Source organism: Staphylococcus sp. MI 10-1553 (genome assembly GCF_010365305.1).
GTDB lineage: Bacteria > Bacillota > Bacilli > Staphylococcales > Staphylococcaceae > Staphylococcus.
Map to the genome: position 1 here is coordinate 797,362 of NZ_CP048279.1, position 13,003 is coordinate 810,364.

Consider the following 13,003-nt stretch of genomic DNA (forward strand, 5'->3'; position numbering starts at 1 on the left):
CCTACAATTAATTTTCTATATTGACCATGTGATTTGCTGTTAGACGTAATCTTTCGTACAAATAATCGCCCGCACCGTGAGAAAGTTGGGCGTGCGTGATTGCAGTATACATATTTTCAAGCCAAGCCTCTTTCGCTTTGTCGTCGATAGGAAAAGGCATATGGCGCATTCTTAACATAGGGTGACCGTGTTCTTGGGTATACAAGTCGGGTCCTCCTAAAAATTGTGTTAAAAACTGTTTTTGTTTACGTGCTGTTTCTGCAAAATCACCTGGGAACAAATGATTCATACGATTATCTTGTTCTACAAGGCTATAGAAGTGATCAATGAGCTGATAGAGCTTTTCTTGTCCAATCACTTCATAAGGCGTTTGTGTCATTTATATCACCGCTCATATGACTTATTATATATAAATCATAACATGAATTTTTACATTTCAAAGCAAAAACACTTACATACAAGATGTTTCGTTTTGGCAGCTGTACTTATTAAGATTTTCGGCAAAAAATAAAGGTGTAACATGACGGTTTTTGAATGTACAAAAATCGCCACCTGTATGAACTAAGCGTCACTAAATAGATTGAGAGTAAACAAAGTCGTGCTAATTAAAGTCGCGCATTACTTTGCTCTCAAACCCACCTTCAAAATGTTATTTTTATTATTTTACAGTTTATGAAATAAGAGTTAAAGAAAAATGCATGGTTTGCTATAAAGCTTTTAAGTTTTTTCACTGATGTTCGCGTTGATATTCGAAAAAGCGTTGAACTTTATTTTTCGGGACAACGGGTGACAACTTGAGCTGTGCCAATAAACTGTTAAAAGCTTGTTGACCGGCTTCGAAATCACGCACTTCAAATTCGAGCTCATAATCTTCAGTGCCTAAGTAAAGACTATGGTCAAGTACGAGTAATCCTTCGTCTGTCTGAGTTTCTAATCGATACGTCGTTAAAGCACCTAAAATTTTTAGTTCATCTAATTGAACATGCCGCTGTTGAAGTACTTCACGTATTTCGTCATCGACATCAGAAGGGTTGAGTGTCATATTTTCTGCTGGTTGAATGTGGAAGTGCGCATTATATTCTAACAAGCCGACTGTGTCAGGGACTTTTAATGTGAGTTCAAAAGTACCGTCAGCTTTTTCACGGATGCGCAATGCCATTTTTTGAGATTGTATTTGAAAATCAGCCGTATCGATATAGTAATTGACTTGTTTAAAAGGGGTCTGATCTTTAAAATATTGTGCTTTGATAGATGTATAACTGTTTGCGTCCAATAATTGTTTAAATTCTATTTCACGTTCGATTGCCAATAAAATCACTCCTTATGCCATATTATGCCGAATTGATACTTGATTGAAAAGTATTTAGAATAGGGTAGAGTTCACCGATGAGAGTGCGCGTGAATTGTGTTAAAATATTATGTGATGAGGAGGAAAGTATATGCGTATTTATGTCAACGAAGTAAAAATTCAAGATAACCGTATTTTATGCTATACGGATCAACCTACAGAAGGTCTAACAGAAGTCGGACAAATGCTTGCCGATAGTGACCGTCATGCTTTTGTTTATTTATTAGACGATGGCGCTTCATTCTCATACTTATTGTTTGTAGAAGAAACTTGGTCAATGCTTCACGAACATCGAGATAAAGAGATAGTCATTAATGATTCCTTAATGCTCACAAAGTTTTCTGAGGAATTAGATTACCTGCTCGATAATATAAAAGGTAATTCAAACTATGGGAAAGAATTTGTGTCTGCTGTTGAAGAAACATTTGAACTCAAATGAAGCGGAGTGAGTTAAGATGAACCAATGGGAAATTTTTCTAGCACCTTATCAACAAGCCATAGATGAATTAAAAGTGAAATTAAAAGGTTTGCGCAAACAATATCAAGTGAATGAACATAATTCACCGATTGAATTTGTCACGGGTCGCGTCAAACCGATTTCGAGTATTGTTGATAAGGCGAATAAAAGGGGGATTGCATTCGATTGTCTGCGTGAAGAAATGTATGATATCGCAGGACTTCGAATGATGTGTCAATTTGTGGATGATATTGATATTGTCGTCGAGCTATTGCGTCAACGAAAAGATTTCAAAGTGATTGAAGAGCGCGACTACATTAGTAATACGAAACAAAGTGGTTACCGTTCATACCACGTAATTATCGATTATCCTATTGAAACGTTAGATGGGACGAAATCGATACTCGCTGAAATTCAAATTCGAACACTTGCAATGAACTTCTGGGCGACGATTGAACATACATTGCGTTATAAATATGATGGAGACTATCCACCAGAAATTCAAACGAGACTCGAACGTGCCGCTGAAGCCGCTTTTCTCTTAGATGAAGAAATGTCTGAGATCAAAGAAGAAATTCAAGAGGCACAAAAGTATTATTCTAAAAAGCGTGCCAGCAAGCATGATCATGATGATTGAGGTGTGTATAAATGCGTTACGTTATTTTATCTAAGGGAGATCCTAAATCAGAAGCATTGAAGCATAAAATGATGTGTCACATGCAAGACTTTAATATGATAGAGGATGCTGAAAACCCTGAAATTGTTATTTCTGTCGGTGGTGATGGGACTTTGCTTCAAGCATTCCACCATTATAGCCATATGTTGTCACGTTGCGCATTTGTCGGGATACATACAGGGCATCTTGGTTTTTATGCAGACTGGCTCCCTCATGAAGTTGAAAAGCTGGTCATCGCGATTAATAAAGCAGAGTTTCAAGTGATTGAATACCCGTTGTTAGAAGTGATTGTCCGTTATAATGATGAGGGATATGAAACGCGTTATCTTGCATTAAATGAAGCAACGATGAAAACTGAAAATGGCAGTACGTTAGTCGTAGATATTGATATTCGTGGCCAACATTTTGAACGTTTTAGAGGTGACGGGCTTTGTGTCTCTACGCCATCAGGTTCGACGGCCTATAACAAAGCATTAGGTGGAGCACTCATTCATCCGTCATTAGAAGCGATTCAGTTGACTGAGATTGCGTCTATTAATAATAGAGTGTTCCGCACAGTCGGATCACCGCTCGTATTGCCTAAACACCATACATGTCATGTAAAACCTGTTAATCACGGTACGATTTTGTCGACTGTCGACCATATTAGTGTCAAACATAAAAATGTGAACGCTGTCCAATACCGCGTCGCCAATGAAAAAGTACGATTTGCACGGTTTAGACCTTTCCCATTTTGGAAACGTGTGCATGACTCGTTCATTTCTAGCGGTGAATCATTGTGATTTTTAAATATCATGTGACAGAATCGACAACGTTAAAGACATTTTTATATGAGCAACAATTTTCAAAAAAGACGTTGAGCGCCATTAAACAAGATGGCGCTCTCCTTGTTAACGGCACGGCACGTACGGTACGCCACCTTTTGCATGTCGGTGATATATTGGAAGTGCATTTGCCGACAGAGATACCTAGTTCGTATCTTGAGCCTTACGATGTGCCTTTAAATATTTTATATGAGGATACGTGGTTGTTGATTGTGGCCAAGCCGAGCCATCAAAATACTGCACCTTCACGTGAACATCCACATGAAAGTTTGGTCGAGCAAGCGTTAGCCCGTATGCAAAAGTGTGGCGAACGAGGGATTCCGCATATTGTAACACGTCTGGATCGCAATACAATGGGCATCGTCATTATCGCAAAATCACGTCATATGCATCATCTTATGAATCAATGTGAAATTGAGAAGTATTATGAATGTATTTGTGAAGGCGTCTTAACGGAACAAGGCGTAGTTGATCAACCGATTGCAAGAGCGTCAGATAGTATTATTAATCGAATCGTCTCTGAAAATGGGAAACGAGCGCGAACAATTTATTGGCCGCTCAAAAATTTCAAGACTTATACATGGTGCCGTGTTAAACTTGAAACGGGTAGAACACATCAGATTCGTGTGCACTTTCAATGGTTAGGGGCGCCATTAGTGGGCGATACATTATATGGACACGCACATCATACGTATCAAACCCAATTATTAAAATGTGCGGAGGTCAGGTTTGTACATCCATTGACTCAGGAAAAACTGACAATCAAGAGTGAACAGCCTCACTTCGAACAATTTTTAACCACTTTGTAGATTTACAGGAACGATGGAGGTGGCAAACGTGGTGAACGACAATGAACAAATCTTGTTAGATGACGAAGAAATGTTCAACAAAGCTTTGTTAGATGATTTCATCGCGAAAGGGGATATCGACGGCTTTCGTGAAGAGTTTTTAGCATTGCACTCATATGAACAAAGCGAATATTTCGAAGTAAGTGACGATGATGTCCGTCAAAAAATGTATCGATTTTTATCACCAGAAGAAGTTTCGGAGTTCTTTGAGAATTTAGAGATTGATGAGGAAGATTACGAAGCATTATTTGAAACGATGAATGCGACCTATGCAAGTCAAGTGCTCGAGCAAATGTCTTACGATAATGCGGTCGATATTTTAAACCAGCTTTCGAAAAAGAAAATTGCGAGTTTATTAATGTTGATGAACCGCGAAGAAGCAAAAGAAATTAAAGCATTACTCCATTATGACGAGGATACAGCCGGCGGTATCATGACGACGGAGTATATTTCACTCACGATTAATACACCGGTACATGAAGCGTTAATGCGTGTGAAGGATCAAGCGCCAGACGCCGAAACGATTTATGTGATTTTCGTAGTGGATGAGGATAAAAAACTGGTCGGGGTTATTTCATTAAGAGATTTAATTATAGCTGAAAATGACGCGTACATTGAAGATATTATGAGTGAACGTGTCATTAGTGCGAATGTCGCTGATGACCAAGAAGATGTTGCGCAAACGATGAGAGACTATGACTTTATCGCCATGCCGGTTGTAGATTATCAAAATCATCTGTTAGGGATTATTACGATTGACGATATCGTCGACGTTATGGATGAAGAGGCAAGTGAAGACTACTCTCGTTTAGCCGGGGTATCTGATATTGACTCTACTGATGATACGATATTCCAAACCGCCTTAAAACGTTTGCCATGGCTACTGATTTTGACTGTATTAGGTATGATTACGGCATCAATTTTAGGCTCATTTGAAGAAACGTTAGAAAAAGTGGCCCTATTAGCTGCATTTATTCCAATTATTAGCGGGATGTCCGGAAATTCAGGCACCCAGTCGCTTGCCGTATCTGTCCGTAACATTTCAACAGGTGATATTAAAGAAAAAAGTAAAATTAAGCTCGCATTACGTGAATCAGGCAGTGGCTTTTTGACAGGGATTACATGTGCGGTAAGTTTAAGTTTTATTATCATATTGTTGTACGGCCAACCTTACCTTGCATTGATTGTAGGGACAAGTCTGACAATCGCGATGACTGTAGGGACAACGATTGGTTCTGTCATTCCACTTGTGATCAATCGTTTAGGTATTGACCCTGCTGTTGCGAGTGGTCCGTTTATTACAACGATTAATGATATTGTCAGTATGTTGATTTATTTCGGATTAGCTACGACTTTTATGTCATATTTAACTTGAGGGGGTACCCATGGAATTTGTATCGCTTGTCGTCGTCATAGTGGCTGCTATGATTACACCGATTTTGATTCATAGGTTGAAAATATCGTTTTTACCTGTTGTGGTCGCCGAAATTTTAATGGGGATCATCATCGGAAATTCGTTTTTAAACCTCGTACATCGTGATGAAATGTTGAATATCCTGTCAACATTAGGGTTTATATTTTTAATGTTTTTAAGTGGCTTGGAAATTGACTTTTCAGCATTTAAAAAGGATAAAGGTAAAAAGAAAAAGGATGAGGAAAAGCAACAAAGTCCAAGTCATTTTAAACTCGCATTGAGTGTGTTTATGCTGATTATGATTTTGTCGATTATACTTGCGTACGCATTTCAATGGATGGGCTTAATTGACGATGTGCTGTTAATGATTATTATCATTTCAACGATTTCGTTAGGTGTGGTTGTGCCGACGTTGAAAGAAATGAACTTAATGCGTACGACGATCGGTCAATTAATTTTGTTAGTTGCAGTATTAGCCGACTTAGCAACGATGCTTTTACTTACTGTTTATGGTGCGTTACATGCTTCAGGTGGCGGCACTATTTGGTTGATCGGTATTTTAGTCGTCTTTACGATTGTGTTCTATTTCTTAGGCGGCTTGTTCAAAAAAGCACCATTTTTAGAAAAGTTGATGGCTGGAACGACACAAATTGGGATTCGAGCTGTTTTTGCGCTCATCATCTTACTTGTTGCGTTGGCTGAGGGTGTCGGTGCGGAACATATTTTAGGTGCCTTTTTAGCCGGTGTAGTCGTGTCATTACTCGGACCAACGCAAGACTTGGTTGAAAAGCTCGACTCATTTGGATATGGCTTTTTTATCCCGATTTTCTTTATTATGGTCGGTGTGGATTTGGACATTCCATCGTTAATTAGCGATCCTAAAGTATTAGTCATTATTCCAGTGCTTATCATTGCATTTATCATTTCTAAATTAATTCCTGTTATGTTGTTGAAAAAATGGTTTGATATGAAGACAACGATTGCGTCTGCATTTTTATTAACTTCGACACTGTCACTTGTCATTGCAGCGGCAAAAATCGCTGAAAAACTTGGCACGATTAGTGAAGAAATTTCAGGTATTTTGATTTTAAGTGCGGTCATTACATGTGTATTTGTGCCGATTGTCTTTAAGAAATTAATTCCTATTCCTGATGAAATGCAACGTTCAATTAAAGTGGCTATGATTGGGAAAAACCAATTGTCAATTCCGATTGCACAGGGATTGCGATCACAGTTATATGAAATTTCATTGTACTATCGAAAAGATTTATCAGATCATCGCGTATTGTCAGATGATATTACGATGATTGAAATTACAGATTACCATTCTGATATATTGGAACGGTTAGGTTTGTATGATAGTGATATTGTCGTATGTTCAACTAACGATGATGAAATTAACCGTCATGTTGCATTAATAGCTAAAGAACACGGTGTCGAACGCGTTATTTGTCGTCTCGAAACGAATGACGAATCTCAAGAACTCAGCAGCCAAGGTATCGAACTGTTCAGTAACTTCCAAAGTAACCAAATTTTATTAAAAGGTATGATTGAGACACCAAACATGCTGAACTTATTGAGTAACGTCGAGACATCATTATATGAAATTGGTATGTACAATTACGCTTTCGACCATATGCAACTCCGTCATTTCCCATTTGGCGGCGATATTATCTTTGTCCGTATTATTCGAAATAATGAATCGATCGTGCCTCACGGGGATACACAACTCCAATATGGTGACCGATTGATTGTGACAGGTACGAAAGAATACGTCGATCAACTGAAAATAGAATTAGAAATGTTTTAACTGAACTCAGACACAGTTTTGAAATATTGAAGTCATCTATTTCAAGGCTGTGTCTCTTTCTCCAAAAGGGAAATACTTTTCAAAATTTAGTACCAGATGTTAAAATTAATTTAATCATGTTATTAAACGTAAAGGAGCAATCTACAGTGATGAATCTTGAAGGTAAAACTTTTGTAATTATGGGTATCGCAAACAAGCGTAGTATTGGTTTCGGTGTAGCAAAAGTATTAGACCAATTAGGCGCAAAATTAGTTTTTACATACAGAAAAGAAAGAAGTTTTAATGAATTAGATAAGCTTATCGATCAACTCAACCAATCTGAAAAGCATGTGTACCAAATCGATGTACAAAGTGATGAAGAGGTTGTCAACGGCTTTGAAAAAATGGGTCAAGAAGTTGGCAAAATTGATGGTGTATTCCATTCTATCGCATTTGCACGTGTAGAAGAATTAAGAGGTCGTTTCTCAGATACATCACGTGATGGTTTCTTACTTGCACAAGACATCAGTGCGTATTCATTAACGATTGTTGCACGTGAAGCCCGTAAAATTATGAATGAAGCGGGTAGTATCGTGACATCATCATACATTGGCGGCGAATTTGCAGTACCGAACTACAATGTGATGGGTGTCGCAAAAGCAAGTCTTGAAGCATCTGTGAAATATTTAGCGGCAGACTTAGGCCAAGATAACATCCGTGTGAATTCGATTTCTGCAGGGCCAATCCGTACATTAAGTGCACGAGGCGTTGGAGGCTTCACTAGCATCTTAAAAGAAATTGAAGAACGCGCACCTTTAAGACGTAATGTCGATCAAGAAGAAGTAGGAAAAACAGCTGCATACTTATTAAGTGATTTTTCTTCTGGCGTTACAGGGGAAAATATTCACGTTGACGCAGGTTACCACGCGATTCGATAAAATGGATAAAAAAGACACCCATCTGATTTGGAAAGGGTGTCTTTTTTGATAGTTTGACTATGGAGTGATCAGAGTCACTAACACAGAACAAAAAATAACCATCTCTAACTTTGACAGGTGAGATGGTTATTTTTTACCATTATAACTATAGTCACCGTCTTTTTAACGGTCTCACTGAGGCAATGCACATCATGTGTGTTGCCTTTTATACTTATAACATAGCACATGCGACAATTTTTGTCTATGATCGAGATGTTTCTTATATCTCAAATTTTTTATTTCGAGATATAGGGGTGAAAAGATGAAAAAGTGATCATACAATGTGTCGATTCCATTGTTTTTTCAACAATTCACCCTCACTTTTTAATAAATTAAATAAAAGTGTTTAGAAATATAATTGTAGACAAAGTAAAGTGGTGCCCATAAAATAAAAGTGTGAGAAAGTTAGATGGATGGTGGCTATCTCGGTATAAAGAGAGGTGATGCGTATGAGCGTATTATCAAAATCTTTAGAAAGGAGAAGCCTCGAATGATGAGTGTAACAGACACACTATTGCTGATGTTTGCTTTCGGTAATCTTATCGTAGCATTAATCAGTTTAGTCGTGTTTATCGCTATCAATGTTCAAAAAAAATAACCATCTCTAACTTTGACAGGTTAGATGGTTATTTTTTAACCAAACAATGAAGTCACCGTCTTTTTAACGGTCTCACTGAGGCAATGCACATCATGTGTGTTGCCTTTTATACTTATAACATAGCACATACGGCAATTTTTGTCTATTGTATTTTTTATGATGTTTCTGAAGTCAAATAAAGGAGATGTCTTAGATAGCAAGCTTCAAACCATATAAAATGAATAAACTGTGAATCGTTTGCAGATGATACAATGCCTTGGTGTCACCATACATAAAAAACATGCTAACCCTAATGTTGAAGTCAGCATGTCTATTTATCAATTAAAGCATCCCTTTATCATTGACGTCACTGTGGGCTTTAAGCATAATTTGATGACGGTATTTGAACACGTTACGTACGACTGTTTTAAGTACAGCATAAAGTGGTACTGCGACTAAAATCAATGTAAAGCCACCTAAACTACCTGAAGCTAAAATGACAATGATAATCGTGAGTGGGTGAATGTTTAATGATTTACCCATAACGTTGGGTGTAATGACATTACCTTCTAGTTGTTGAGCGATTAAAGTAATGACACAGACCCAAATGAATGTGGTTGGACTTTGAATTAAGCCTAAAATACCAGCTGGTAAGAACGCCATCCAAGGTCCTAAAAATGGAATCATGTTCGCTACAATCGCAAACATCACTAAGAGCATTGTGTACTCTAAACCGATAATCGAATAACCAATATATAAAATAGCCCCAAGAATTAAACTTACTGTCACTTGACCTTGAATGTAAGACATCAGCGTTTGGTTTAAATCTTTTAATAAGTTAACGATGAAAATTTTACGTTCGCCATTAAAAATATTTGCGACGGCTGGAATAAAACGTTCGTGGTCTTTTAACATATAAATCAAGAAGAATGGCACTAAAATCAACAAGAACAATGTCGACACAATACTTGAAATAATGTTAAGAGAGTTAGACAACAGATCCGAAGCCATTTGACTTGAATAAGAGACGATGTCGTTAACTTTTTCTGTCACTTGATCAGGTAAACGATCGCGTTGGTCGAGTGCAAAATTAATTAAACGTTCAGTTTCACGTTGAATAAATGGAATTTGATGGATTAAATTCTCGATTTGAGTGGCAATAACCGGTCCAATCACACCAATAACTGCCGCCATCATTGCTGTTAATGCGAGTAAGATAATCGTAATGCTTGCCCATCTCGGTAGATGACGTTTCTCGAGCATTTTCTGGAATGGCAAACAGATGTAAAATAAAAAACCACTCAGCAATAAAGGTAATATAATTGATTGAATAATAATAATGATTGGCATAAATATGTGGTTAACATCTAAAAATAATTTGATGATTAAAAATAAAAGTAGTAGTGCTACACCTGTTCGGAACCACACTTTATTTGTCATACATTGTTTCCTCCTTCTATAAGAACATTGATTACAGTATATCCCAATCGGAATCGCATTAAAAGAAAAAATTTAATCAATACTAGAATAATTTTCATTTTTGCGTGGTGTATTGTCGTTAAAAAAGAGTTGCGCGGAACTTTTTAACTGTGTATACTTATATCATATTTATCAGAAAATTTTAAAAATGGATACATAGGAAAAAGGGGGAATGCTTATGTTAGAAACGATTGTGGGATGGCTCAATGATATTGTTTGGAGTAAGCCATTAGTTTATGGTCTCTTACTGACGGGAGTCGCATTTAGTTTGATGAGTCGATTTTTACAGGTCCGTCACTTTAAAGAAATGATTCGTCTCATGTTTCAAGGCGAAAAGTCACCAACTGGGATTTCTAGTTTTCAGGCCATTGCGTTATCATTAGCAGGTCGTGTTGGAACAGGGAATATCGTTGGGGTATCTACCGCGATTTTCATCGGGGGTCCTGGTGCAGTCTTTTGGATGTGGGCTACTGCATTTTTAGGCGCAGGGACAGCCTTTATCGAGTCAGCATTAGGTCAAATTTATAAGCAAGAAGAAGACGGTGAATACCGTGGTGGTCCAGCCTACTATATTGAAAAAGGGATTAAAGGTAAATTTGGGAAGGTTTACGGTTTAGTCTTCGCGATTGTGACGATTATTTCAGTCGGTCTATTACTGCCAGGTGTTCAGTCGAATGCGATTGCAAGTTCAATGCATAATGCATTCGGTGTTCCTGCATGGGTGATGGCAGTCGTACTTGTAGTGATTTTAGCGCTCATTATTTTTGGTGGAGTGAAATGGATTGCGAAAGTAGCGACAGCAGTTGTCCCGTTTATGGCGATTATTTATATTTTAATGGCGATTGTCATTATCGTACTTAATATTCAAGAAGTGCCTGCATTATTCGCGCTTATTTTTAAATCAGCATTCGGTATGGAAGCTGCTTTTGGTGGTATTATCGGTGCAATGATTGAAATCGGTGTCAAACGTGGACTTTATTCAAACGAAGCAGGTCAAGGTACAGGACCTCACGCAGCGGCAGCAGCAGAAGTGTCTCACCCAGCTAAACAAGGTCTCGTTCAAGCCTTTTCTGTTTACGTGGATACACTATTCGTTTGTACTGCAACAGCGTTAATTATTTTAATTTCTGGTACATACAATACAACAGATGGTACAGTTGCGGCTGATGGTATGCCTGGTTTATTAAAAAATGGTGAAATTTTTGTGCAAAACGCGGATGGTACGAAAGATTACTCAGGTACTGCGATGTATGCACAAGCAGGGATTGATAAAGCGTTACAAGGTGCTAGTTACCACTTTGATCCGAATTTCTCAGGATTTGGTTCATACTTTATTGCGATTGCGTTATTCTTCTTTGCCTTTACAACTATTTTAGCGTATTACTACATCGCCGAAACGAATGTAAGTTTTTTAACGAATCGTATTGCGAAAAATCAAAACCAATTATGGCGTAATGTGACACGTCTCGTTCTAATCGCAGCGACTGCATACGGTGCGGTGAAAACGGCTGACATTGCATGGGCTATGGGTGACTTAGGTGTCGGATTGATGGCCTGGTTAAACATTATCGCGATTTGGATTTTATATAAACCAGCCATGCATGCATTAAAAGACTTTGAACGCCAGAAGAAGGAGAAAGGGACAGGTAAAACCGCGATTTACCGTCCAGATCCTAAAGAGATTCCAACAGCAACGTTCTGGTTAGAAGATTATCCGAAACGTTTGAAAGAAGAAGATATTCAACCGTAACATCACAAGATAGACAAAATAGCGTCAAATCAAGCTTTATAGATTAACACAGCACGCGTCTCCTGATACAATGAGATTAATTCGTATGAGGAGGCGCTTTTTATGACTACATTTAATCCGGGTGAAGTAACGGTCACACACTTACAAAGCGACTACTTAGAGCGAGAAATTACATTATCAGTATATTTGCCGAAAGATTATTCTGATTTATATAAATCGAAAGTAATTTTTTGTTTTGATGGTCGTGATTTTCTAAGGTATGGTCAACTTCATCGTGCTTATGAGAAATTAAGAAAAAATGGGGAAGTCGAACGTGCAATTATCGTCGGACTGCATTATCAAAATGTGAAGATGCGTCATATGGAATTTCATCCAGAAGGCGAAAAAGCTGCACAAACGGTTCAAGCTGTCGCAAATGAGATCTTACCGTGGATTGATGAAAATTTCGCAACATATAAAGTGGGGAACGCGAGAATTTTATTAGGTGATAGTTTAGCAGGTAGTATCGCATTGTTAACGGCGCTCTCGTATCCACGTGTGATGAGTCAAGTTGGCTTGTTGAGTCCGCATTATGATGATATTGTGAAACTCATTTTTGATCGTTGTCAGTTTAAATCAGAATTAAACATTTGGCATGCGGTAGGGAAAGAAGAGATCGATTTTAAATTGCCGACCAGTGGTGAACGGGCAGACTTCTTGACACCTAATCGTACATTAAAAGATTTATTTGAATCGAAACAAATGACATATTACTACGAAGAATTAAATGGTGGGCACAATTGGAAAACTTGGCAGAAAGAATTGCCAAAAATGTTAACTTACTTTTTAGGTAACTCGTTTTAACTTAATTCAGGCAGAAGTCTC

At 37.9% G+C, this 13,003-nt stretch carries 13 protein-coding genes; 10 read left to right on the forward strand and 3 right to left on the reverse strand.

Features of this window, described 5'->3' with window-relative positions; translation table 11 throughout:
- Nucleotides 1-7 precede the first annotated feature (7 nt).
- The gene (locus GZH82_RS03435; protein WP_162681323.1) at nucleotides 8-379 is read right to left on the reverse strand and encodes a truncated hemoglobin YjbI; all 372 of its coding nucleotides are present in this window, start codon (nucleotides 377-379) and stop codon (nucleotides 8-10) included.
- 348 nt (nucleotides 380-727) lie between these two features.
- A complete protein-coding gene (locus GZH82_RS03440; protein ID WP_162681324.1) occupies nucleotides 728-1,309 on the reverse strand; it encodes a CYTH domain-containing protein in 582 nt (193 codons plus the stop codon).
- 130 nt (nucleotides 1,310-1,439) lie between these two features.
- Here GZH82_RS03440 and GZH82_RS03445 point away from each other — a divergent pair, with 130 nt between their 5' ends.
- The 8 genes from GZH82_RS03445 (at nucleotide 1,440) to GZH82_RS03480 (ending at nucleotide 8,931) form a co-directional block, all read left to right on the forward strand.
- A complete protein-coding gene (locus GZH82_RS03445) occupies nucleotides 1,440-1,787 on the forward strand; it encodes a UPF0738 family protein (RefSeq protein WP_162681325.1) in 348 nt (115 codons plus the stop codon).
- Between the two features lie 16 nt (nucleotides 1,788-1,803).
- Nucleotides 1,804-2,442, forward strand: a complete 639-nt coding sequence (yjbM, locus tag GZH82_RS03450; protein ID WP_014614363.1) for a GTP diphosphokinase — start codon at nucleotides 1,804-1,806, stop codon at nucleotides 2,440-2,442.
- An 11-nt stretch (nucleotides 2,443-2,453) separates the two neighbouring features.
- Nucleotides 2,454-3,263 (forward strand): NAD kinase, encoded by an 810-nt coding sequence (locus GZH82_RS03455; RefSeq protein WP_096596542.1) that lies wholly within the window; start codon nucleotides 2,454-2,456, stop codon nucleotides 3,261-3,263.
- On the forward strand, nucleotides 3,260-4,114 hold the full coding sequence (locus tag GZH82_RS03460; protein ID WP_162681326.1) for an RluA family pseudouridine synthase: 855 nt from the start codon (nucleotides 3,260-3,262) through the stop codon (nucleotides 4,112-4,114). The genes GZH82_RS03455 and GZH82_RS03460 overlap by 4 nt, the downstream gene beginning before the upstream one ends.
- 70 nt (nucleotides 4,115-4,184) lie before the next feature.
- Nucleotides 4,185-5,528 carry a magnesium transporter gene (gene mgtE, locus GZH82_RS03465; protein ID WP_457853114.1) on the forward strand — a complete coding sequence of 448 codons (1,344 nt, stop codon included), beginning with the start codon at nucleotides 4,185-4,187 and terminating at the stop codon, nucleotides 5,526-5,528.
- 10 nt (nucleotides 5,529-5,538) lie between these two features.
- Nucleotides 5,539-7,377, forward strand: coding sequence for a monovalent cation:proton antiporter family protein (locus GZH82_RS03470; protein WP_162681328.1), 1,839 nt, complete (start codon nucleotides 5,539-5,541; stop codon nucleotides 7,375-7,377).
- A gap of 146 nt (nucleotides 7,378-7,523) precedes the next feature.
- On the forward strand, nucleotides 7,524-8,294 hold the full coding sequence (fabI, locus tag GZH82_RS03475; RefSeq protein WP_162681329.1) for an enoyl-ACP reductase FabI: 771 nt from the start codon (nucleotides 7,524-7,526) through the stop codon (nucleotides 8,292-8,294).
- A 529-nt stretch (nucleotides 8,295-8,823) separates the two neighbouring features.
- Complete coding sequence (locus GZH82_RS03480; protein WP_162681330.1) at nucleotides 8,824-8,931, forward strand: putative holin-like toxin; 108 nt, start codon at nucleotides 8,824-8,826, stop codon at nucleotides 8,929-8,931.
- A gap of 321 nt (nucleotides 8,932-9,252) precedes the next feature.
- Here GZH82_RS03480 and cozEa read toward each other — a convergent pair whose 3' ends face one another.
- Nucleotides 9,253-10,350 carry a lipoteichoic acid biosynthesis protein CozEa gene (gene cozEa / locus GZH82_RS03485; protein WP_162681331.1) on the reverse strand — a complete coding sequence of 366 codons (1,098 nt, stop codon included), beginning with the start codon at nucleotides 10,348-10,350 and terminating at the stop codon, nucleotides 9,253-9,255.
- Between the two features lie 217 nt (nucleotides 10,351-10,567).
- Here cozEa and GZH82_RS03490 point away from each other — a divergent pair, with 217 nt between their 5' ends.
- Nucleotides 10,568-12,139 carry an alanine/glycine:cation symporter family protein gene (locus tag GZH82_RS03490; protein WP_162681332.1) on the forward strand — a complete coding sequence of 524 codons (1,572 nt, stop codon included), beginning with the start codon at nucleotides 10,568-10,570 and terminating at the stop codon, nucleotides 12,137-12,139.
- Between the two features lie 102 nt (nucleotides 12,140-12,241).
- Nucleotides 12,242-12,982, forward strand: a complete 741-nt coding sequence (locus tag GZH82_RS03495; RefSeq protein ID WP_162681333.1) for an esterase family protein — start codon at nucleotides 12,242-12,244, stop codon at nucleotides 12,980-12,982.
- The last annotated feature ends 21 nt before the right edge of the window (nucleotides 12,983-13,003 follow it).